Below are 22,122 nucleotides of genomic sequence, written 5' to 3'. Positions count from 1 at the left end.
TTTTATTCCAGGTCATTTTCCTCTTTATTTGTGATATAAGGGATGATTTCATTCCATAATTGATCTTTTCCATATCCTGTTTCTGATGAAAACAACACGATTTTATCTTCAGGAGCCAATTGTAAGATTTCTATGGCAATTTTACGATGTTTTTCCCATTTTCCTTTGGGAATTTTATCTGCTTTGGTTCCAATGACAAGAACAGGAATTCTAAAGTGCTTTAGCCATTCATACATCATTTGATCATCCTTTGTGGGCGGATGACGTAGATCTGTTATTAGCAAAACAATTTTTAATTCCTCACGTTTGGTTAGATATTCTTCGATCATTTTTCCCCAAGCAGCCCTTTGCTGCTTAGAAACTTTTGCAAAGCCATATCCCGGTAAATCGACAAAATAAAATTGTTGATTTATACGATAAAAATTTAAGGTTTGAGTTTTGCCAGGTTTTGAACTGGTTCTTGCCAATCCTTTACGTTGGATCATTTTATTAATAAGAGATGACTTTCCTACATTGGAACGCCCTGCCAGAGCAATTTCTGGTAGGGCTTCCTTTGGATACTGGCTAGGTTTTACTGCACTTATGACAATTTCTGCTTCCGTTACTTTCATTGTTCCACCAACGCCTTTTCCAACACTTGATCCAGATGTTCTACAGGGATAAAAGTTAGATCCTTCTTCACACTATCAGGAATATCCTCTAGATCTTTTTCATTATCTTTAGGAATGATAATCGTTGTTAGACCGGCTCGATGAGCAGCCAAAGATTTTTCCTTAAGGCCACCAATAGGTAATACTCTCCCCCTTAAGGTAATCTCTCCAGTCATTCCTACGTGTTTAGAAACTGGAATACCTGTTAATGCGGAAACTAAAGCAGTAGCCATCGTAATTCCCGCTGAAGGGCCATCTTTTGGTATTGCACCTTCAGGAACATGGATATGGATATCATTTTTCTCCAAAAATTCTGGGTCAATTTTTAAGTCATTTGCCTTTGAACGTATATAGCTAAATGCTGCTTGAGCAGATTCTTTCATCACATCGCCTAATTGCCCTGTTAGGGTTAGTCTTCCTTTGCCAGGAAAAACAGATACTTCTATGGTTAACGTATCACCGCCAACAGCTGTCCACGCTAATCCTGTTACAGCACCAATTTGATCCTCTGTTTCAGCCATTCCATAACGAAATCTAGATTTGCCTAAAAATTGATTTACATTTTTGGCGGTAACTACCACTTTTTTCTTTTCCCCTATGACGATGATTTTCGCCGCTTTTCTACTTAATGTCGCCATCTGTCTTTCTAGATTTCTTACCCCTGCTTCCCTTGTGTAACGACGGATTACTTCGATAATTGCATCCTCATGTACTTGAAGCTTATCTTTTGATAATCCATGTTCTTCCATTTGTTTTGGAAGCAAGTATTTTTTGGCGATTTGTAGTTTTTCTAATTCTGTATAACCTGAAATTTCTAAGACTTCCATTCGATCTAATAAAGGCCTTGGAATAGTATGTACTGTATTGGCTGTTGTAATAAACATAACCTTTGATAAATCATATGGAATCTCAATATAGTGGTCACTAAAGGTATTATTCTGTTCTGGGTCTAACACTTCTAATAAAGCAGATGCAGGGTCACCTCTAAAGTCTGAAGCCATCTTATCAATTTCATCTAAGATAAAGACCGGATTGATGGTTCCTGCCGTTTTCATCCCTTGGATGATTCGACCTGGCATTGCTCCAACATAGGTTCTTCGATGACCTCTAATTTCTGATTCATCACGTACCCCGCCAAGAGAAATTCGAACAAATTTTCTTCCTAAAGATTTGGCTATCGACTTCGCTAGTGAGGTTTTACCTACCCCTGGAGGCCCTACCAAACAAAGGATAGGCCCTTTTAATTTTTTGGTAAGTTTTTGAACAGCCAAATACTCAAGCACACGTTCCTTGGCCTTTTCTAAACCATAATGATCTGTATCAAGGATTTCCTGAGCTTTTTTAATATCGAGATCATCTTCAGTACTTTGTGTCCAGGGTATATCAAATAACCAATCAATATAGGTTCGAATCACTGTTCCTTCTGCAGAAGCAGTAGGTATTTTCTCAAGACGATCAATTTCCTTGGTGATTTTCTCAAGTACATAGTCTGGAGCTTCAAGCTGATTTAACTTATTACGAAGCTCTTCTACTTCACCTGCTCGCCCTTCCTTATCCCCGAGTTCCTTCTGAATAGCTTTCATTTGTTCACGCAAATAATATTCCTTTTGCGTTTTTTCCATCTGTTTTTTAACTCGCTGGCTAATTTTCTTCTCTAGTTCTAGAACTTCTCTTTCATTATTTAGAATTTCTAAGATTTTTTCTAAACGTTCTTTTACAGACACCAACTCTAAAATATCTTGTTTATCTTTAATCTTTAATGGTAGATGAGAAGCAATGACATCAGTGAGACGCCCAGGCTCATCAATATCAACGATAGAGGCTAATGTTTCTGGTGAGATTTTTTTCGATACATTCACATATTGTTCAAATTGCTCTAGGGCAGATCTCATTAATGCTTCGACAATCGCATCCGCCTCATCCTGCTCTTCTAGCACCCGATAAACTACTTCAAAATAGGAATCTTCCTTAACGTATTCTACAATTCTCGCCCGATAAAGTCCCTCAACCAAGACGCGAATCGTACCATTCGGTAATTTTAACATTTGTCGAACCTTTGAAACGGTTCCGATTTTATAAATATCTTGAATGGAAGGTTCTTCTATTTGAACTTTTTCTTGAGTCGCTAATAGAATAAGGGAATCATCTTTCATCATTGCTTGATCTAATGCCTTAACCGATTTTTCCCTGCCAACATCTAAATGCAATACCATACTTGGATAAACAAGTAGGCCTCTTAATGGTAAAAGAGGAAGGGTTTTTTCTTTTTTATCACTTGAACCCATTCTTTAGCACCTCCATGCCAAAAATACAGAACAAAAAAGCAATATCTATGTACATTCAAATGAAATTTTAACCTATATTTATCTATTTGTCTAATTCATAGCTTTAAAATTTAAGGTGGTAGGAGATGCAGAAAAAACTTCGGCAGTCATTGCATAAGACTCTTCTTCGACTTTTGTTAAAGCCCAATCTAAGACTTCTTCAATCGTCTCTACTTTTATTACTTCGATACCTTGAAATTCTTTGAAAATGTGCTGCCAATTTTCTTTTGGAATCAATACTCTTTTTACTCCTGCTTGTCTTGCTGCCTCAACCTTGGCAATCACACCACCAATCGGTTTTACTTTTCCATGAATACTTACTTCCCCAGTCATCGCCAGTTTTGAGTCGATCGGAATCTTTTTGACCGCAGAATAGATCGCCGTGGCCATCGTAATCCCTGCAGAAGGTCCGTCGATTGGAGTTCCTCCTGGGAAATTGATATGAATATCGTAATCATAAGGATTGATGTCTGTCTTTAGGTTTAGAACGGTTAACACATTTTCTAAGGAGCCTAAAGCCATACTCTTCCTTCTGATAGTTTTTTGGGAACCGCCTATCTGTTCTTCTTCTACCACTCCAGTGATTTTCACCTTTCCTTGCCCAAGGCTAGCTTTTTTAGCAGTGACTTCAATTTCTAATAAGGTTCCCATATTTGGCCCATAGACAGCTAAACCATTCACTACACCAATTTCTGCTTTCCCAGAAATTTGGTGATCAGGTCTTGGCGATAATTGACTACTTTGAATAACCCATTCAAAATCTTTAGCTAAAATCATTTTTCGGTGCTCTGATAGCGCAATTCCTGCAGCAATTTGAACCAAATTAACAGCCTCACGGCCATTATTTGCATACTTTTTACCAATTTCAATCACATCTTGTTCATACTGTAGTTCAATTTTATCTAAAGCGTTTTTAATAATGATCGCTATATCATTAGAAGTTAATGGTTTAAAAAAGATTTCTACACATCTTGATCGAATCGCTGGAGGTATCTCATGGGGTTGTCTAGTGGTTGCACCAACCAAGCGAAAGTCTGCTGGAAGACCATTTTGAAAGATATCATGGATATGCTTTGGTATATTCGGATCTTCCGAATTATAATAAGCACTTTCTAGGATCACTTTTCTGTCTTCCAATACTTTTAATAATTTATTGATTTGAATCGGATGTAATTCACCAATTTCATCAATAAATAAGATGCCACCATGGGCTTTTGTTGCTGCTCCAGGTTTGGGTTGAGGAATTCCTGCTGCTCCCATCGCCCCTGCTCCTTGATAAATAGGATCATGAACAGATCCTATCAATGGATCTGCAATCCCACGTTCGTCAAATCTAGCAGTTGTTGCATCGATTTCAACAAACTTTGAATCCATATTAAATGGTGAATAAGGAAGTTGCCTTGCTTCATTTAAGACTAATCGAGCGGCTGCAGTTTTACCTATTCCTGGTGGTCCATAAATGATCACATGTTGAGGATTGGGACTGCAAAGAGCTGCTCGTAAAGCCTTTAATCCTTCTTGTTGTCCAATGATTTCTTGAAACGTACTCGGTCTTGTTTTCTCTGCCAATGGTTCGGTTAAGGAAATTTGTCTTAGTTTCTGCAACTTTTCTAATTCTTTCTTTGATTCTCGATCGACTGCTGTTCGATTTTGATGTTGGTTCCTTAGCAAATTCCAAAAATAGAGGCCTATGATGATCCCAAAAAACACTTGTATACTTATAATTATCGCTGTAAAGTTCATAGATATCCCCCCAAGGTTTTCCTTTTTTAATATTTAGAAACTAACATATAGTATTGCCTTAGGAGGGAAATGGTAATCACAAAGAGTAAAAAAGAAATGGCATGTTTCAGCCATTTCTAAAATGTGATTACTGTTTATTCATTGATCTTATGCACTTTCCTCTTTGCGGGTCACAGGAAGGATTTCTCCTTCATGATTATAAAGCGTAGGTGGTAGTTTTTTTACGATGGAATCTTCGGTAATGACACATTTAGATACATCATTTCTAGAAGGTAATTCATACATTACATTTAGTAGAACTCCTTCTATGATGGAACGAAGCCCCCTTGCACCGGTATTTCGTTTCATTGCTTCCTTAGCAATTGCAACCAATGCATCTTGTTCAAACTCCAATTTTACATTATCCATCTCAAGTATCTTTTGATATTGTTTCACTAATGCGTTTTTAGGTGTTGTTAGAATTTGAATAAGCGCCTCTTCATCCAACTGATCCAAGGTAGAAATCACGGGAATACGACCAACAAACTCTGGGATCAAACCAAATTTCAAAAGGTCTTCAGGTAATACCTTAGAAAGAATTTCTCCTTTTGTGGGTTCTGTTCCAGCAGTTGAGCCAAACCCAATCACTTTTTTACCAATACGACGTTTTATGATATTTTCAATACCATCAAATGCTCCACCTACTATGAATAAAATATTGGTCGTATCAATTTGAATAAACTCTTGATGGGGGTGTTTACGACCTCCTTGTGGTGGTACACTGGCAGTGGTTCCTTCCAAGATTTTAAGTAGTGCTTGTTGAACTCCTTCTCCAGAAACATCGCGGGTAATCGATGGGTTCTCAGATTTTCTAGCAATTTTGTCGATTTCATCAATATAAATAATTCCCCGCTCAGCACGTTCTATATCATAATCAGCCGCTTGGATCAATTTAAGTAGAATGTTCTCTACATCTTCCCCAACATAACCAGCTTCTGTTAGTGAAGTGGCATCAGCAATCGCAAAAGGAACATTTAGAATTTTAGCCAATGTTTGTGCTAATAAAGTTTTTCCACTGCCTGTAGGTCCTAACAATAAGATATTGCTTTTCTGTAATTCAACATCATCAAATTTATTGGTGATGTTAATTCTTTTATAATGATTATATACGGCAACAGAAAGCGTTTTCTTCGCAGATTCCTGACCAATCACATACTGATCCAATATCTCCCTAATTTCTTGTGGTTTTGGTACATCTTGAAGGTTTACTTCCTCTTCATGGCCAATTTCTTCTTCAATAATCTCATTACATAGTTCAATACACTCATCACAAATATATACGCCAGGTCCTGCAACAAGTTTTCGAACTTGTTCCTGGGACTTACCACAAAAAGAACATTTTAGTGTTCCCTTTTCATCGCTAAATTTAAACATTCTAAAAATTCACCCCTAACTAAGGTATAAAGTGAGGATCTTGCTACGATCAAAGTTCTATGCACTTTTTTACCTATTGTATCACAAATTGTGTCATGAATGTTAAAAACAAGGCACGGAACTCCGTGCCTTTTTTATTTTTTGTCAAATCTTTTACTTACTTTGCTCTAATAAGAAATCAATGGTTTTGCGAATTTGCAGATCTGCTTTTAAGCCTTCCAAACCATCACGTGCGGAGAAGATTTGACGAATTTCTTCTACATCACGTTGGTATTGTTCTGCTAAATGTTGTAATTCATGCTCTAGTTCTTCATCCGATACTTCGATATTCTCTGCTTTTGCAATCGCATCTAAGACTAAATTGGTTTTAACATGATTTTCTGCGTCTTTTTTGAACTGTTCTTTTAATCCATTTTCATCTGTCCCAGAGAATTGATAGTAAAGATCTAAATTCATACCTTGATAAGCAAGCTGTTGTTCAAAATCCTTAATCATTCGATCTACTTCGTTGTTAATCATCACTTCAGGAATATCTACAGTCGCATTTTCCGCTGCTTTTTCTACTACAGTATCTTTACGATAGTGTTCTTCCTCATGTGCGGCTTTCTCTTCTAATTTTTTCTTAATATCCGCTTTTAATTCATCTAATGTTTCAAAATCCACATCTTTTGCAAAATCATCATTTAATTCTGGTAATTGTTTTCGTTTAATATCATGGAGTACGACTTTAAATATTGCTTCTTTACCAGCTAAATCTTCACTATGATAGTTTTCTGGGAAAGTAACGACAACGTCTTTTTCGTCACCTTTTTTCATACCGATGATTTGGTCCTCAAACCCTGGAATAAACGTCCCAGATCCAATCTCTAATGAATAATTATTCCCTTTGCCACCTGGGAAAGCAACACCATCTACAAAACCTTCAAAATCGATCACTGCAATATCGCCATTTTCAACAGAGCCTTCTTCTACTACAATTAATTCAGCATGACGATTTTGCAATTGTTTTAATTCGTCTTCAATATCTTCTTCTTTTACAGAGAAATCTTTAGCTAGGATTTCTAACCCTTTATATTCGCCCAATTGAACTTCAGGTTTAACTGTAACTGTTGCCTTAAAGATAAAAGGTTGACCTTGTTCAATTTGTTCTACATCAATTTCTGGACGATCCACTGGTTCGATTTTGGTTTCTTCAATTGCTTGGGAATAAGCTTCAGGTAACAAAATATCCAATGCATCATTGTAAAGCACTTCTACTCCAAAACGTTTTTCGAAGATATTACGTGGTACTTTTCCTTTACGAAATCCAGGTACATTTACTTGCTTAACTACCTTTTTAAATGCTTGGTCTAAGGCCTTTGTTACTTTTTCAACCTCTACTTCTACCTGAAGAACCACTTGATTCTTCTCTTTTTTTTCGACACTTGCTTTCATCTTATAAATTCCCCTCCTAAAACTCTTCCACCTATTTAAACCCATTACATGGTTTACTTCTATTAGGTCAAATTTGATCTACATGACAGTATAACCATTACATTATAACATAAACCTGTTTCTTTTCAATAACTGAATAAACCATCTAAGTTGAAGGTTTTATCATCATAAGAAAACCCACAAAAGTAACAACTTCTTTAGAAGCTGCTCCGATTACTTTTGTGGGATAAATATAGAAAACAGTTATGTATATTATAAAGCTGGCGTCCCAGGAGGGATTCGAACCCCCGACACACGGCTTAGAAGGCCGTTGCTCTATCCTGCTGAGCTACTGAGACTTGTCTTAATACAAACAAGATGATGGAGCGGATGACGGGAATCGAACCCGCGTTATCGGCTTGGGAAGCCGGTGTTCTACCATTGAACTACATCCGCCTAAATAAAATATCTCTAAACGACAAATGTTATTATAGCAATTTTAGGATTTAAGGTCAACATACTCTATTTTATTTTTTAGTTTTCTTATTGCATGAGCACGATGACTAATCTGGTTTTTTAGTGTCGGATCGATTTCTGCCATAGTCATTTTATATTGTGGTAGATAAAAGATCGGGTCATAACCAAAACCATGTTCTCCCTTTGGTTCATAACCAATCATACCCTTACACGTTCCTCTTACAATGATAGTTTCTTCTCCTGGAATGGCAAAAGCAATTACACTGACAAACTGTGCAGTTCTCTTTTCCATTTCAATGCTAGTCATCATATTTAATAATTTATGTATATTTTTTTGATCATTCTTTTCTTCTCCAGCAAAACGAGCGGAATAGATACCCGGTTGCCCACCTAAGGCATCAACCATTAAGCCTGAATCATCAGCAATTGTTGGTAACTGTAGTTGATCACATATGGTTTCTGCTTTTTTCTTCGCATTTTCCTCAAAGCTTTCTCCATCTTCTTCAATATCTGGAATCTCACCAAATTCTTCTAAAGATTGAACACGGATTCCAAATGACTGAAACATCTCTTGAAATTCTTTAATTTTACCTTTATTTGTTGAGGCTATTACTACTTCCTTGATCTTCAACTGATTTCACCCCTACTAAATTTGCTACCTCTGCTAGAGCTTCTTTTTGGTACTCAATTAATTGCAATATTCCCTGTTTCCCTAAAGATAATAATTGTCCTAGTTCTTCTTCTGTAAATGGAGATTCCTCACCAGTTCCTTGTATTTCAATATATTTGCCTTCACCTGTCATCACAATATTCATATCTACTTTTGCTTGTGAATCCTCTTCATACATTAAATCTAAACGAGGTTCACCGTCAATAATTCCAACACTTGTTGCAGCAATAAAGGTCTGAATGGGCATGCTAGCTAATTTACCGTTTGTTATTATATGATGACATGCATCGACCATAGCAACAAAAGCACCAGTAATGGAAGCTGTTCTAGTTCCACCATCTGCCTGAATGACGTCACAATCAATTAGAATTGTTCTCTCACCTAAGGCTTCAAAATTAATGACTGATCGTAATGCCCTACCAATTAACCTTGAAATCTCCATTGTTCTTCCACTTACTTTACCCTTTATCGATTCTCTTTGATTTCTTGTATGGGTAGCTCTTGGAAGCATCGAATATTCAGCGGTGACCCAACCTTTTCCTTCCCCACGCATAAAAGGTGGAACGCGTTCTTCAACCGTCGCAGTACAGATGACTTTTGTATCTCCGACTTCAATTAATACTGAACCTTCTGCATGTTTTATGTAATTTCTTGTGATCTTTACTTTTCTTAATTCATTATTCTTTCTCTCATCTGGTCTCATCATCAAATCCTCCAATTTTTGTTCTTTCATTATATATTATGACCAATATCGTTTGATCTTTGCAAGAGTTTTACCATTAACAAAAACCTCTATCAAAGTTTTCTCGAAGAGGTAGTCAACTCCTTCTTTAGAGGAAGTTTTTGATGCCGATTGTTCAAGTTTAACTTTACTTAATTACTTTAATAAAATTAAACTTTCCAATACGGTAATAAAGGGGAGTTTCTCAACCAACCTCCCCTTAACTTATTTCTCAACATTTTTATTGTGGGTTTTATTACAATAAACTTGCATTGATTGCAATTGGTCTTACAATTGGCTTCGATTGATTCTCTTTTAAGGTTTCGGTTTTTCCTTGAACTTTAATTTGCACTGATTTGGCTGGAGTATTCTCAGTAAGTGACCATACGATCATATCTATCACTTTTTGAGATAATTCTTGATTAAAGCCTAATAAATCATCGCTAAAATCGGCAACGACAAGATTGTTACTTACTTTTACATCTAATACTTTGGTCGATGGAAGCAAGGAACTGGTTAGATCAGTTCCTGACTTTGGACCAAGAATTAATTGTTCAATCGTTGCTTTTGCAATATCTTCAGTTGCCGGGATCAATCTTGTCACGGGAACTAAATATTCATGATCAGCTGTTGTTCTTTGAAAATAGATTGTCACAGGTGTCGTATGACCCATTTGAATGTTGTTTGCTAATTCAAGATTAATTCCATCTAATCGACTTAAAGGCCCTAATATTGGAGTTTTCCACTTTGGCATCTCTGTTAAAGGATAACCATTTACAGTAATTTCCACTTGTTCAACTGTTGGAAATTCAGTTAATGTCCATGTAATCGCATCTAAAATCTTCTTCTCATCGGCTGCACTTTCTGCTTCATAATTTAAAAATTCTCTTGAAAAGTCTACTTTTGCCAATTTTTGATCAGCTACTACTTTCATGGATAGTTTTGTTCCTGCAGGAATGACTGGTTTAAATCCAGCTGGTAACATTGCAGCTGCTGGTCCATCTACGATCATATAATTTAATACTTCTTGACCAATTCCAACAACTTTAGGAATATCCATGGTTAATGGCACGACATCCCCTTTTTCATCTAAAAAATAAATCGTAAATTTCACTGTCTTCATATCTTGGCCGTTTTCAGCACTTGAAGATGTTTGATCTGGATTTACATTCGTTACCTCAAGTGTACTACCTGTCGTATCTTGACTTTCTAAGGTTGCTGGTGGTGGATCAATCTCTGTTTTTTCTTCTGGTCCATATAATCCACATCCTGTTAAAAGGATAGCCACCATACTGAACATGATGATCCATTTCATACCGTTTCTTATCATCATCTTTTCCCTCCTCAAGGCAATATCTATAATTATTTATACGAGCCCTGAGGAGAAATAGACCAACATTGTCCAAAAAAATTACAAATTAACCGACTCTACTTCTATTTTTTGACCCAACCATTGTTCAGCAATTTGTTTGAAATGTATTGGATCTCCAGTTGTATAAAAACGATGAGCAGATGAATTCAAATGATGAGCAGCAATGTTTTGGTAATGAAGAATCGTACTTACTTCTCTCGCTGTTTCTTCAGCCGAACTTAACAGTTTTACATGACTTCCTACCACCTCTTGGATGTACTCACTAAGAATCGGGTAATGGGTACAGCCTAAAATCAATGAATCTATTTCTTTTTTGGCTATAGGTTTTAATGCTTCATTTACAATTTTTTTGATTTCCTCTTTTTCTTGAATACCACTTTCTACGAGTGGAACCAAAGAAGGACATGCTTGACTAACAATAGATAGTTTAGGATTAATCTTTTTTAATGTTTGTTCGTATGCCCCACTAAAAATCGTTCCCTCTGTGCCAATCACACCGATTTTACCTGTTTTTGTGTGTTTAATCGCAGCTAAGCTACCAGGTCCTATGACGCCAACAACCGGAATATTCACTTTCTCTTTCACTGTATCTAAAGCAGCAGCTGTAGCGGTATTACAAGCAATTACAATCATTTTCACTTTTTGCTTCACTAAAAAATTAACAATTTCTAAGGTAAATTCTTTTACTTCCTTAGCAGGTCTAGGACCATATGGACACCTTGCTGTGTCTCCAAAGTAAATGACTTTCTCTTTTGGTAGTTGTCTAAAGATCTCTTTAACTACCGTTAACCCCCCTACTCCAGAATCTAATATCCCTATTGGTTGTTCTTCCATTATCTTCGGTTCCCCCTAAGAAGTCTTCATTCAAAGTTAAATATCCTTATCCATTTTTTCAAATAACTGTTGAAGCGCTAACTGAATTTTTTCTACTTCTTCTGGTTCCATATCTAGCAAAATACTTGATAAATAATCCCTTCTTGCTTCTAACACATCAGAAATAATTTGCTTCCCTTTTTCTAATAAGTGAATCTGTACAACACGGCGGTCTTTTTGATTCCGAACTCTTTCTACTAAATGGTTTTTCTCCATACGATCAATTAAGTCAGTTGTTGTACTAAAAGCTAAAAACATTTTATTGCTTAATTCACCGATCGTCATGTCCCCTTCCTCATTTAGCCACTGTAAAGCAACAAATTGTGGTGGGGTAATCGGAAAATCATTTAAGATTTCTCTTCCTTTTCTCTTAATGATTCCACTAATTTTTCTGAGTACGTATTCAATTTTTTCAATTTGTTGACGAGGGTGTTCCATATCTAAGAAACCTCCAAATACTTTTACATTTACTTATGTATTATATCAGAAAATGATTAAGATAACCCATTAGATTAAAAGACCCTACTAAATAGTAGAGTCTTTTAGGGGGTTAGCAGCGGTCTAAATTTTAAGTTCCCCGAGCCGAACCAATTCAACAACTGCTTGAGATCTTCCTTTGACACCAAGTTTCTGTATTACATTGCTGATATGGTTTCTAACAGTTTTTTCGCTAATAAACAGTTGTTTTGCGATTTCTTTTGTTGTCTTATCCTGAACCAATAATTCAAATACTTCTCTTTCTCGATTCGTCAACAGTGGTTTTGCATGCTGGTCATTACCCTTCAAAAGTTCCATCCCTCCTTGCTCGGGCTCATCAATTCACAAGGGAGATTTCAAATTATATTATGTGAAATGCATGAAGAAAGTGCATGGGTAAACTAGGCGATCATGGAATTTTAATAATTTCTTCAGCTGCAAAAGATAAAGATTCTAAACCTTTTTCTGTAACAACATAGGTATTTTCGATACCTATCACCCCTTTACCTGGAAAGGTGAATTTAGGTTCAATTGCAATGACCATTCCAACTTCTAAAGGCTGGTCTAACCCTTTTGCTAACACTGGCCATTCATCTAACTCAAGTCCAACCCCATGACCTAAGAACTTAACTTGATCCTCCTTAAATCCCATAAAATAATCTTCTAAACCAGCTTCTTTTGCCATTTTTAAAGCATTTAAATAATGTTGTGACCATAATGTGCCAGGTTTTGCTTGTTTCTCCGTATCCTTTAAGATATGCAATGAAACCTGATAAGCTTCTTCTAATTCCTTTTCCAGTTCACCAATGATTGCCATACGAGTTTGGTCAACAATATAACCATTCACTGCAATCGCCATATCTATTAAAATAGGTTCATTTTTCTCAATCTTTTTCCAACCGGCCCCTTGTGGCATGGCTGGAGTTAAACCTTCTCCACCGGCAGGGCCATCAAAAGATGAGGGTACTGTTGCTGAATCTCCAGAAACAACCATCCCTAATACGATTTCTTGGTTATATGCTCTCATTCTAACTTGACCAATATGTCCTCTCACTCTTATAAATCTTTCTAATTCTGCAATAAATTCAACTTCTGTCATACCTAATCTTAAAAGATTTGGAACAGCTTGCATGGCATCATACGCCACTTGAGCAGATTGACGAATCATCTCAATTTCGTAGGCAGATTTGATGCTTCGTTGTAAACGAATCGTTGGAGAAAGGTCATAGAATTGCGTATCTGAAAATACTTTTTTGATTCGTACAAATTGATTATAAGGCAACACATCTAATTCAATTCCTACTTTTCTAAAAAGGTATCCTTTTTTTAAAAGTTGCTCAGGCAAATTTTTTAACGAGCCTAATGCTTCGATATTAAAAGGTGTTTCCTCTTTTGCTCTAACCATACTCTTTTTGACGAACAAGAGAGGTTCGCCGGTCTTAGGGATAAACATTATTGAGTTTTGCATCGTACCTGAATAATAAAAGAGGTCTACATGCTGAGTAAGCAATGCTCCGTCATATTGCAGATGCTCAAGTAGTTGTTGTAGTTTTGCAACTCTCTCTTTTAGTTCCTGTTTAGGAACAACTTGATAATTCATTCAATCACCTACTTTATATTTTTCATAATTTTCTGAACAATATGCATCTCTATTGTACCTTAAACTTAAAAAAGAAAAAACCTCGATTTTGAGGTTTCTTTTGATCGCCAATTCAATTTACCACTCCATTTTTATAGTTAAATTTTATTTTGACAGAATTCGAGTATTTTCTCCATCGGTAGATAGTCCTAATTTTGTTGGAATATTGTTGCTTTTTACAAAATAGAATAGGTAGATTCGGGTAAAGAGGTCGAATTTTATCAATAAGTTGATAATGGTTGACAAAAATCCAATTCGCTTCTCTTGTGTCAATAGCAGGAACCCCTACTTCATGCTCTGAAAGTTGCAACATAGGAAATGGTAAGACATGGTATACGAAAATAACATTACCAAATGCTGAACAAGCTTGTATAGCTTGTTGAATCGAATAAGAAGCACTTGATTCTAAAAAATGCACCGGTTCAAAACCAAACCGTTCTAATAAATGTTGTCTATCTTGTTGTTGTGTTTTGTTTTGTCTTAAAATCGTTAACCTCGGAGATAAAACAGGATATTGATAAAGTAAATACTCGTAATCAATGCCATGAAAGTACATCATTTATTAAATGGATTTAAATAAATCCAGCCAATAATTGTATTCTTTATCTGTTTGTTCTAAAGGGGTAAACTTAAAATATTGCTCTGCCCATTTTAGCAATTCGTTCCTCCCTGTGAATGTAAAGGTTTCTTCTCCCCATTCTGTCGATATTTTTCTAACGATGATTTGCCTTCCTTGTACTTCTACATGCATTTGATTCCATTTGTCAAATTTATAGATCTGATGTTTATCCAATTCGCTCTCTCCTTTAATTCCCTTGATTGATATAGTTGTTAATTAAGTGTACAATTTGTCTATCATTGTAAATAGTATAGCATTTATTTCCTATCTCTAGTATGTTCAAATGAAGGATACCTATTTCTGTAAGGGTGGAAAAAGATGAAAGAATTAATGAATGTAACGATTCCTATTGAATGGGAAGGAATGATGATCAAAGAAATTTTATTTGATCATTACCATTTTTCTAGAAAATCGTTAAGTAAAATTAAAACTAACAATGGAATTTACCTAAATGGGAAAGCAGTCTATGTATCAACCCGTGTAAAACAAGGAGATCAATTACGGCTTTTGATTCCTATTGAAACTTCTTTTGATATCCTCCCACAACCTATCCCTTTAGATATTCGCTATGAGGATCAGGATGTGATTGTAATCAATAAACCTGCAGGAATTGTAGTACATCCAACAAGAAATCATTATCTTGGCACGATTGCTAATGGGCTGATGCATTATTGGAATGAAAAAGGGGACCAATGTCGTTTTCGCCCTGTTCATCGATTAGATAAAGATACAACCGGCCTTTTTGTCGTCGCTAAAAACCAATATGCTCACCATCAATTAGCATTACAATTACATGATCGAAGTTTGAAACGAACTTATTTAGCGTTGGTTCATGGATATGTAACGAAAGAAAAAGGGGTAATCGATGCACCCATTATGAAAGATCCTAATCATGCTATAAAAAGAATTGTAGTAACAGACCAACAACCGGAAGCCAAATCGGCTATTACTTATTATAAAACCATCGAAAGTTTTACAGATTTTTCATTATTAGAGTTACTATTAGCAACAGGAAGAACCCATCAGATACGTGTTCATATGAGCTGGATCAATCATCCCTTAGTTGGTGATGAATTGTATGGCGGGAAGACAGGTGAACATTGGTTAAATCATCAAGCCTTGCACGCCTCTAAGTTATCGTTCTATCATCCAATCACTCGTGAATATTTAACCTTTCAGGCGGAATTACCAACAGATATGCAAACTCTTATTTTCAGGGCGATAAACTAAATTTTGGGCATGATAAAATAGCACACTTCCTTTTTATTTCCCATATGCTGTGATGAACAAATGAAAAGGAGGTTTGTTAATGACTTACATTGTTCAACCTGGTGATACTTTATGGGCAATTGCAGCTCGTTTTGGTACGACACCCCAAGCCATTATGCAAGCAAATGGGTTAACTGACCCTAATTTACTTTATGTTGGTCAAAGATTAATCATTCCTGTTTCCACCCCAACACCAACTCCATATCCACCACAACCAAGAGATTTAATTAGAAGAGTAGAAAGACTAGAACGTAGGGTTGAGAGATTAGAACGTAGAGTTGAACGTTTAGAAAGACCAAGAACCCGTACTGAAGAAAAAGAATAACACCATTTAAGAACCCTAACATTCTCCCAAGGGTTCTTATTTTTTTTAAATTACAATACATATTTTAGATAGACATCTGCAAAAATCTAGTAAAAAAGATAAAAGAGAGTAATATTTCTCTTTTCCTTGGCAATAATAAAAGCTAAGGAAGGAGGGAATTTAAAATGACTAGACTTTCATTGATTCTAGTAATCATTGGTGCATTAAATTGGCTACTGGTTGGACTATTTCAATTTGATCTTGTTGCTAGCTTATTTGGTGGCCAAGATGCATGGCTTAGTAGAGTGATTTATACACTCATTGGAATTGCTGGTATCTATTCTATTTCATTATTATTTAGAGAACGTACACATGTTTAAAGGTACAATTTTTCACATTGAATCACGCCCAAGTAACCCCTTGGGCTTTTTCTTTCTTTACATTGATCGGCAATATAACAGATTGGGTTATTGTACCAATGCTTCATAATCTTTTTGCTGGGACTATGGGTGTCTTAACAAAATGTTGAAATAACAAAAAAAACTTTACATCTTTTTCATTTATTGTTATTATTTAAATATATTAAACTTATTAGTATGTAAATGTTGTTTAAGGAGGATTTTAAAATGGAAGAACGTAATGGAGTTGTTACTTTTGCTGGTAAACCAGCGACTTTATTAGGACCAGAAATAAAGGTTGGAGATCAAGCACCTGATTTTACTGTGGTGGATAATGGATTGAATGCTAAAACATTAAAGGACTTTGAGGGAGTTAAATTGATTAGCGTTGTTCCTTCATTAGATACACCTGTCTGCGATGCACAAACAAGACGCTTCAATGAAGAGGCCGCCAAATTAAATGCGACTGTTTTAACGATTAGTGCAGACCTACCATTTGCTCAAAAACGTTGGTGTGGGGCAGCAGGAATCGATAAAGTTGTGACCTTGTCTGATTACCAAACCATGTCTTTCGGTTCTGCATACGGTACTTATCTTAAAGATTTACGTTTGGAAGCTCGCGCAATTTTTGTCGTCAATTCTAAAAATGAAGTTACTTATGTTGAATATGTAAAAGAGGTTACTGATCATCCAAATTATGAAAAAGCGATTGAAGCAGTGAAAGCTGCTCAGTAAAGTTGACTTATTCAGATTTATTTTTAAGAAAAGGTTTGTATATTCCATCGCGCTCCGTCATCCGTGCCCTTCTATAAATAAAGATTAAGGAGAGAAGGGCACTTCTGAAGGTCGCAGCTTATGGAATATACAAACCCCTAAATGACAAGTGGAAGAAAGTTACACTTTCTTATCTTTAAGAAAAACCGGGCAAACCGCCCGGTTTTTACAATTCTCACTGATACTTAATTTTCCTGAAAAACAATCGGCAAACTATCGCAAAGAATAGTGTGTTTTAATAAGTTCAACGAGCCCTATCTTTTCCAATTTATCAATAGGTGCAAGGAATGTGACCGTTACTACACCTGGATGCCTACCAATATCAATAGAACCGGTGATTGTTGCCCTGTTCAACACTTCCGGAACGGTCATCTGAAGCAATTTAGCGGCTCGGTTCAATCCGTTATCCGTTGCTTCATTCAGATTTGAACCTGTTCCAATAAAGGAAATCGGAGCCGTTTCTTCAATGGACTCTAATCCCCAGAAGTCCGCCATCTGCTTTGCCTTTTCTTTTTCTTCAGCAGTGAATGGTTTCGCTAGGTAAGGCAAATCTTCCTCCACCGGCAACAGGATCGGTCCTTGAATAGATAAACCTTTCAAGACTTGAACCTGAAGTGTAACAATTCCGGCAATATCCGCTGTATGGCCAGCTATTTCGCCATTGCCCTGCATAGCGTGCATATCTCCAAGATAAACACCACCTCCTGGTACCTTAACCGGACAGATTAAAATGGCGTTCTCTCTTACCCTGTTAACATCCATATGCCCGTCCGTCCTGTCTTCTAATTGATCTGGTGTCATAGCATATTCATGTGGAGCTCCCAAAAGAAAAGAACCGAAATCTCCTGCGTTGTGAGAATCTGGAAACGGCCGTGCTGGTGTAGTACCAAGCTGACCGAGAAACGGTCTTAATCTAGTAACAGCACCGACAATGTCACTAGGAGCAAAAGTAACAATCGGGTTTTGGATGGAATTTCCAGGGATCGCCATATAGTGGTTCCCATCACCTGCTATCCGTTCAGCAGCTTCTTTGTGCAGTGTGATTCCAAGTCCTCTGTTTGTATCGATTGCCAGCGTGTACCCATTTGTAAAAATAAATGGGGTAACGTCGGCTCCGCAATTTACGCAACGAATAGCCTTAGGTCCAATTCCTTCAATTTTTGTTTCCGGGTGATATGTTCCGCATTCAGGACATTGTGCGGCCACAAAAGGATCGCCTAGAAAGCGGCCTTCTATCGCTTTTTCATTGCCAGAAGCAGTGACGATGGACGTTGGCCTAATCGATTTTATCCGGATTGCGATTGCGTCGCCAACTTCAGCTCCTTCCACGTAAACTGGTTGGGTAACTTCATGCCCACCAAGAAGAGCGGGGGTAATCATCGGCCCCCAGCATCCAGGTGCTGTATTTGCAACAATATGCCCTCCATCTTTTACTGGGCCAAGCATCGGTTTATTTGGATCGAGTACACCGTTTGTAAATGTATTAACAAAGACTGTTTCTAATCCTTTTTTATTATTCATACTATTCCTCCTATTCCTCTTTTATTATTCATACCATTGTTCCTAACAAAAGTTTTAAAAGGTGCTGTAATTGAAACTTACTTTTTATTCGTTAACAAAATCAATTGCCCTTAATCCCTTTCAAAACTTGCCCGGAATCAGCAAGAATTTCTGACAGCGTTTGTAGAAATCTTGCAGCCGGAGCCCCGTCAATTACCCGATGATCGAACGTCAGACTTAATGGCAACCGCACCTTTTCGACTACTTTTTCTTCTTCAAACACAAGATAGTGTTCAATCTTCCCTATTCCGAGAATGGCTGACTCCGGCGGGTTGATGATCGGAGTAAAAAATTGGATACCAAATGCGCCGAGATTCGTTACTGTAAACGTGCTCCCTGATAATTCCTCATGGGACAGTTTACCTAGTTTTGCCTGTTTCGCTAGCTGAACAACATGTGTGTGCAGTTCGAAAACGTCAAGTTGATTGGCATTGCGCACTACCGGAACAAGGAGTCCTTTATCTGTATCTACAGCTATGCCGAGATGAACATGATCAAATTGAATGATACTTTCATCCTTAATATGGGCATTAAGTGCAGGATGTTTCTGAAGTGCCTTAACGACAGCAAATAGGATGAGATCATTCCAGCTTATCTCTATATCCGTTTTTTTTCTAAGAACCGAAAGTTCCGTGACATCCGCCCAGGCTGTTTCCGTAAGCTGAGCGGAGTGATGTATGCTTTCCATCATTCTTTTCGCAATCGCACGGCGGATCCCTGACATTTTTATTTCCCTGGATCCCTCCACCACAGAGCTCGATTCTAATGCGGCGGCCTTGCGGATATCCTCTTCTGTTAAGGCTCCTCTTAAGCCTGTTCCACGGACTGTTGCCAGATCCACACCAAGTTCTTTAGCAAGGTGCCTTAACCTTGGGCTAGTCCGTACGAAGGTGCTCTGCTTTTCTTCTGCCGTTTCTTCCTTTGCTTGCCCGAGCGATAGAACACTTTTCAAATTATCATTCGCTCCTATGGTTCCTGCCGGTTCAATGACCGCCAGAATATCGCCAACCTTTGCGCTGTCGCCTCTTTTTACCTTGATTTCTTTAATTGTTCCTCCGCTTTCTGCTGCTATTTCAAAGACGGCCTTTTCAGTCTGTATATCTACGAGCGTATCCCCCTCTTCAACCTGATCGCCTTCTTGGACATGCCAGAAGACGACCAGACTTTCCTCAATTTCTTCTGATGTTTGCGGTAATTTAACCTCGATCATTGTTACTCCTCCTGTCCATTATTTATTACTCACTCAATAACTTTTTAACTTCCCTGTAAATACTATTTGGACCCGGGATAACAAAGTCTTCAAGCGGATCGCTGTATGGGATCGGCACATCCGGGACAGCTAAGCGACGGACAGGTACTTCTAATTCATACAGGGCTTCCTCTGCAACAATAGCTGAAATCTCGGCTGTCATGCCATATGAACGGTAATCTTCATCCACCACAACAAGTCTATGCGTCTTTTTCACAGAGTTAATAATTGTATCTTTGTCAATAGGTGCAAGCGAACGCAGATCAATGACTTCCGCCTCGATTCCTTCTCTAGACAATTTTTCAGCAGCTTCAACCGCGTAATGAGTCATTATCTGTATGCCTACTATGGTAACATCACTTCCTTCGCGCACCACCTTTGCCTTATCAAGTGGGACCGTATATGCTTCTTCCGGAACATGTCCTATAGAAAAATCAAACTGGTCCATCCAACCAAGTCCTTGCAAGGTTTTATGGAACATAAACACCACAGGATTGTCATCCCTGATGGCCGAAATCATCATTCCTTTGAGGTCATACGGAGTTGATGGTGCAACCACTTTCATACCTGGCATGTGAGCAAAAGTAGCATACAAGGTCTGAGAATGTTGCGCTGCGTCATTGTACCCTCCGCCGACAGCCGTCATCAGTACCATTGGCAGCTTTACATTCCCTCCCGACATATATTGGATCTTTGCCATATGGTTATAGATCTGATCCATACATACGCCGAAGAAATCGACAAACATCAGCTCTGCAATGGGACGCATGCCTTCTGCAGCTGCTCCGATCGCTGCGCCTATGAAAGCGGTCTCGGAAATTGGCGTGTCCATCACCCGCTCCGCTCCAAATTTATCGTACAATCCCTGCGCAGATCCAAAGATCCCGCCGTATTTTCCGACATCTTCCCCAAGCACAAAAACATTTGGGTCTCGTTCCATTTCTTGGGCAATCGCCTCCACCATCGCTTTATTTCCGGTTAACAGTCTTTTCTTCACCTTTTCCATGATTAACATCTCCTTCCTTTTTTTGTTCAAGATGTAAATACATCTTCAAGTGCCGCTTCAGGATTTGGAAATTTACTGTCTCTAGCGAACTGATAGGCTTCATCCACTTCTTTTACTGCTCTGTCTTCCATTTCCTTTATTTCATGTTCGGAAACAATATTGTGGTCGAGCAACAACTCACGTACCTTCTTGATCGGATCTTGTTCACGCAACGCCGGTACTTCCCCTTTATCACGGTACAATTCAGGGTCACCTTGGAAATGTCCAAGATAACGGTAAGTCTCAATTTCAATAATCGTTGGCCCTCCGCCGCTTCTTGCTCTTTCAACCGCTTTTTCGGATACTAGGTACATCTGCAGCGGATCGTTGAATTTAACATGTGCTCCTGTAATCCCGTATGCTGAAGCACGCTGCTCATTTGACTGAATTGCCGTTGATTTTATTTTCGGCACTGATATGCCGTAAGAATTATCTTCCACAACCACAATCAACGGAAGCTTCCAAAGGGCTGCTAGATTAAGAGATTCATGGAATGCCCCTGAATTCGCTGCTCCTTCGCCGATAAAAGCAACCGCAACCCAGTTTTTCTTTTTCATTTTCGCTGCAAGTGCCGCACCAGCCGCTTGAGGAATACCAGCTCCCACGATACCACTACATGAAAATTTTACTTTTGGGTCAAACAAATGCATATGCCCACCCTTTCCCTTTCCTAATCCAGTTTCTTTACCGAAAATTTCAGCTGTCATTTTTTTCAGATCGACACCTTTTGCAATTGCATGATGATGCGGACGGTGAGGTGATACCACAGTATCTTCCTTGCCTAAATGCGCGCAAATACCAACTGCAGCCGGTTCTTGTCCAGTTGCCAGATGCATCTCTCCAGGAACTGTTCCTGTACCAATATTAAAGACAGGTGTTTTTCCTTCCGCATACGCTTCCGCCATTTTATCTTCGTAATAGCGAATCTTAACCATCATTTCATACATCCATTTCAACTTCTCCGTTGGAACCGTTTTCTTTTTTCCTTCAGAAAGTGCCACTTTCATCTCCTCCTTAGATAAATTTCATAAATGTATATTGCAAGAACAATGCCAATTAACTAAGCCGCTAGAATCAAGAAAAAAAAAATAAACTGTCCCATTTTGAAACAGTTTGTATCATATGTAATGAC

General features: G+C 37.8%; 22 protein-coding genes and 2 tRNA genes. 4 read left to right on the top strand and 20 right to left on the bottom strand.

Annotated features, from left to right (window positions below; genetic code table 11):
- Positions 1-2 precede the first annotated feature (2 nt).
- The 16 genes from yihA to TEPIDINF_RS01345 form a co-directional block, all read right to left on the bottom strand.
- Entirely contained in the window at positions 3-611 is a 609-nt protein-coding gene (gene yihA, locus TEPIDINF_RS01420) for a ribosome biogenesis GTP-binding protein YihA/YsxC (protein ID WP_068723011.1), read from the bottom strand.
- Positions 608-2,935 (bottom strand): endopeptidase La, encoded by a 2,328-nt coding sequence (lon, locus tag TEPIDINF_RS01415; RefSeq protein ID WP_069797352.1) that lies wholly within the window; start codon positions 2,933-2,935, stop codon positions 608-610. The genes yihA and lon overlap by 4 nt, the downstream gene beginning before the upstream one ends.
- A gap of 90 nt (positions 2,936-3,025) precedes the next feature.
- Positions 3,026-4,717, bottom strand: coding sequence for an ATP-dependent protease LonB (lonB, locus tag TEPIDINF_RS01410; RefSeq protein WP_421691217.1), 1,692 nt, complete (start codon positions 4,715-4,717; stop codon positions 3,026-3,028).
- 147 nt (positions 4,718-4,864) lie between these two features.
- Complete coding sequence (gene clpX, locus TEPIDINF_RS01405) at positions 4,865-6,130, bottom strand: ATP-dependent protease ATP-binding subunit ClpX (protein WP_421691216.1); 1,266 nt, start codon at positions 6,128-6,130, stop codon at positions 4,865-4,867.
- Between the two features lie 153 nt (positions 6,131-6,283).
- Positions 6,284-7,564, bottom strand: a complete 1,281-nt coding sequence (gene tig, locus TEPIDINF_RS01400; protein ID WP_421691215.1) for a trigger factor — start codon at positions 7,562-7,564, stop codon at positions 6,284-6,286.
- A 261-nt stretch (positions 7,565-7,825) separates the two neighbouring features.
- Positions 7,826-7,902: transfer RNA gene (locus TEPIDINF_RS01395), tRNA-Arg, on the bottom strand.
- Between the two features lie 23 nt (positions 7,903-7,925).
- Positions 7,926-7,999, bottom strand: a tRNA-Gly gene (locus tag TEPIDINF_RS01390).
- Between the two features lie 43 nt (positions 8,000-8,042).
- Positions 8,043-8,645 (bottom strand): XTP/dITP diphosphatase, encoded by a 603-nt coding sequence (locus tag TEPIDINF_RS01385; protein ID WP_421692126.1) that lies wholly within the window; start codon positions 8,643-8,645, stop codon positions 8,043-8,045.
- Positions 8,614-9,393: a ribonuclease PH gene (gene rph / locus TEPIDINF_RS01380; protein ID WP_069797360.1), complete on the bottom strand. Its 780-nt coding sequence runs from the start codon at positions 9,391-9,393 to the stop codon at positions 8,614-8,616. The genes TEPIDINF_RS01385 and rph overlap by 32 nt, the downstream gene beginning before the upstream one ends.
- 274 nt (positions 9,394-9,667) lie before the next feature.
- Entirely contained in the window at positions 9,668-10,744 is a 1,077-nt protein-coding gene (locus tag TEPIDINF_RS01375) for a GerMN domain-containing protein (protein ID WP_421691214.1), read from the bottom strand.
- A gap of 78 nt (positions 10,745-10,822) precedes the next feature.
- A complete protein-coding gene (gene racE, locus TEPIDINF_RS01370; RefSeq protein ID WP_421691213.1) occupies positions 10,823-11,617 on the bottom strand; it encodes a glutamate racemase in 795 nt (264 codons plus the stop codon).
- 36 nt (positions 11,618-11,653) lie between these two features.
- Complete coding sequence (locus TEPIDINF_RS01365; RefSeq protein ID WP_421691212.1) at positions 11,654-12,094, bottom strand: MarR family winged helix-turn-helix transcriptional regulator; 441 nt, start codon at positions 12,092-12,094, stop codon at positions 11,654-11,656.
- Between the two features lie 123 nt (positions 12,095-12,217).
- Positions 12,218-12,451, bottom strand: a complete 234-nt coding sequence (locus TEPIDINF_RS01360) for a helix-turn-helix domain-containing protein (protein WP_153011981.1) — start codon at positions 12,449-12,451, stop codon at positions 12,218-12,220.
- Between the two features lie 91 nt (positions 12,452-12,542).
- Positions 12,543-13,733: a M24 family metallopeptidase gene (locus tag TEPIDINF_RS01355; protein WP_068722993.1), complete on the bottom strand. Its 1,191-nt coding sequence runs from the start codon at positions 13,731-13,733 to the stop codon at positions 12,543-12,545.
- A gap of 112 nt (positions 13,734-13,845) precedes the next feature.
- Positions 13,846-14,331 carry a hypothetical protein gene (locus TEPIDINF_RS01350; RefSeq protein ID WP_068722990.1) on the bottom strand — a complete coding sequence of 162 codons (486 nt, stop codon included), beginning with the start codon at positions 14,329-14,331 and terminating at the stop codon, positions 13,846-13,848.
- 3 nt (positions 14,332-14,334) lie between these two features.
- Positions 14,335-14,565, bottom strand: coding sequence for a hypothetical protein (locus TEPIDINF_RS01345; protein ID WP_082732330.1), 231 nt, complete (start codon positions 14,563-14,565; stop codon positions 14,335-14,337).
- A 144-nt stretch (positions 14,566-14,709) separates the two neighbouring features.
- On the opposite strand from TEPIDINF_RS01345, the gene TEPIDINF_RS01340 reads away from it, so the two are divergent.
- From TEPIDINF_RS01340 to tpx, 4 genes are all read left to right on the top strand, one after another.
- Positions 14,710-15,621, top strand: coding sequence for an RluA family pseudouridine synthase (locus tag TEPIDINF_RS01340; RefSeq protein WP_082732329.1), 912 nt, complete (start codon positions 14,710-14,712; stop codon positions 15,619-15,621).
- Positions 15,622-15,700: 79 nt separating this feature from the next.
- Positions 15,701-15,985 carry a LysM peptidoglycan-binding domain-containing protein gene (locus TEPIDINF_RS01335; protein WP_068722988.1) on the top strand — a complete coding sequence of 95 codons (285 nt, stop codon included), beginning with the start codon at positions 15,701-15,703 and terminating at the stop codon, positions 15,983-15,985.
- 164 nt (positions 15,986-16,149) lie between these two features.
- A complete protein-coding gene (locus TEPIDINF_RS01330) occupies positions 16,150-16,344 on the top strand; it encodes a DUF378 domain-containing protein (protein WP_068722986.1) in 195 nt (64 codons plus the stop codon).
- A 246-nt stretch (positions 16,345-16,590) separates the two neighbouring features.
- The gene (gene tpx / locus TEPIDINF_RS01325; RefSeq protein ID WP_068722984.1) at positions 16,591-17,097 is read left to right on the top strand and encodes a thiol peroxidase; all 507 of its coding nucleotides are present in this window, start codon (positions 16,591-16,593) and stop codon (positions 17,095-17,097) included.
- Between the two features lie 252 nt (positions 17,098-17,349).
- On the opposite strand, the gene TEPIDINF_RS01320 is transcribed toward tpx, so the two are convergent.
- The 4 genes from TEPIDINF_RS01320 to TEPIDINF_RS01305 form a co-directional block, all read right to left on the bottom strand.
- Complete coding sequence (locus TEPIDINF_RS01320) at positions 17,350-18,657, bottom strand: acetamidase/formamidase family protein (protein ID WP_068722982.1); 1,308 nt, start codon at positions 18,655-18,657, stop codon at positions 17,350-17,352.
- A gap of 100 nt (positions 18,658-18,757) precedes the next feature.
- Entirely contained in the window at positions 18,758-19,906 is a 1,149-nt protein-coding gene (locus tag TEPIDINF_RS01315) for a dihydrolipoamide acetyltransferase family protein (protein ID WP_068722980.1), read from the bottom strand.
- A 25-nt stretch (positions 19,907-19,931) separates the two neighbouring features.
- Positions 19,932-20,951 (bottom strand): alpha-ketoacid dehydrogenase subunit beta, encoded by a 1,020-nt coding sequence (locus tag TEPIDINF_RS01310; protein ID WP_068722978.1) that lies wholly within the window; start codon positions 20,949-20,951, stop codon positions 19,932-19,934.
- Between the two features lie 26 nt (positions 20,952-20,977).
- Positions 20,978-21,997 (bottom strand): thiamine pyrophosphate-dependent dehydrogenase E1 component subunit alpha, encoded by a 1,020-nt coding sequence (locus tag TEPIDINF_RS01305; protein ID WP_068722976.1) that lies wholly within the window; start codon positions 21,995-21,997, stop codon positions 20,978-20,980.
- Positions 21,998-22,122: the final 125 nt, after the last annotated feature.

This window comes from Tepidibacillus infernus (genome assembly GCF_048898065.1).
Taxonomy (GTDB): domain Bacteria; phylum Bacillota; class Bacilli; order Tepidibacillales; family Tepidibacillaceae; genus Tepidibacillus_B; species Tepidibacillus_B infernus.
The sequence above is the reverse complement of the archived record's forward strand: the minus strand, read 5'-3'. Positions and strand labels throughout refer to the sequence as shown.

Bases quoted from the DNA above. Each gene is read 5' to 3' on its own strand.
- yihA (WP_068723011.1), bottom strand. From the start codon at position 611: ATGAAAGTAACGGAAGCAGAAATTGTCATAAGTGCAGTAAAACCTAGC.
- lon (WP_069797352.1), bottom strand. From the start codon at position 2,935: ATGGGTTCAAGTGATAAAAAAGAAAAAACCCTTCCTCTTTTACCATTA.
- lonB (WP_421691217.1), bottom strand. From the start codon at position 4,717: ATGAACTTTACAGCGATAATTATAAGTATACAAGTGTTTTTTGGGATC.
- clpX (WP_421691216.1), bottom strand. From the start codon at position 6,130: ATGTTTAAATTTAGCGATGAAAAGGGAACACTAAAATGTTCTTTTTGT.
- tig (WP_421691215.1), bottom strand. From the start codon at position 7,564: ATGAAAGCAAGTGTCGAAAAAAAAGAGAAGAATCAAGTGGTTCTTCAG.
- rph (WP_069797360.1), bottom strand. From the start codon at position 9,393: ATGAGACCAGATGAGAGAAAGAATAATGAATTAAGAAAAGTAAAGATC.
- TEPIDINF_RS01375 (WP_421691214.1), bottom strand. From the start codon at position 10,744: ATGATGATAAGAAACGGTATGAAATGGATCATCATGTTCAGTATGGTG.
- racE (WP_421691213.1), bottom strand. From the start codon at position 11,617: ATGGAAGAACAACCAATAGGGATATTAGATTCTGGAGTAGGGGGGTTA.
- TEPIDINF_RS01365 (WP_421691212.1), bottom strand. From the start codon at position 12,094: ATGGAACACCCTCGTCAACAAATTGAAAAAATTGAATACGTACTCAGA.
- TEPIDINF_RS01360 (WP_153011981.1), bottom strand. From the start codon at position 12,451: ATGGAACTTTTGAAGGGTAATGACCAGCATGCAAAACCACTGTTGACG.
- TEPIDINF_RS01355 (WP_068722993.1), bottom strand. From the start codon at position 13,733: ATGAATTATCAAGTTGTTCCTAAACAGGAACTAAAAGAGAGAGTTGCA.
- TEPIDINF_RS01350 (WP_068722990.1), bottom strand. From the start codon at position 14,331: ATGATGTACTTTCATGGCATTGATTACGAGTATTTACTTTATCAATAT.
- TEPIDINF_RS01340 (WP_082732329.1), top strand. From the start codon at position 14,710: ATGAAAGAATTAATGAATGTAACGATTCCTATTGAATGGGAAGGAATG.
- TEPIDINF_RS01335 (WP_068722988.1), top strand. From the start codon at position 15,701: ATGACTTACATTGTTCAACCTGGTGATACTTTATGGGCAATTGCAGCT.
- TEPIDINF_RS01330 (WP_068722986.1), top strand. From the start codon at position 16,150: ATGACTAGACTTTCATTGATTCTAGTAATCATTGGTGCATTAAATTGG.
- tpx (WP_068722984.1), top strand. From the start codon at position 16,591: ATGGAAGAACGTAATGGAGTTGTTACTTTTGCTGGTAAACCAGCGACT.
- TEPIDINF_RS01320 (WP_068722982.1), bottom strand. From the start codon at position 18,657: ATGAATAATAAAAAAGGATTAGAAACAGTCTTTGTTAATACATTTACA.
- TEPIDINF_RS01315 (WP_068722980.1), bottom strand. From the start codon at position 19,906: ATGATCGAGGTTAAATTACCGCAAACATCAGAAGAAATTGAGGAAAGT.
- TEPIDINF_RS01310 (WP_068722978.1), bottom strand. From the start codon at position 20,951: ATGGAAAAGGTGAAGAAAAGACTGTTAACCGGAAATAAAGCGATGGTG.
- TEPIDINF_RS01305 (WP_068722976.1), bottom strand. From the start codon at position 21,997: ATGAAAGTGGCACTTTCTGAAGGAAAAAAGAAAACGGTTCCAACGGAG.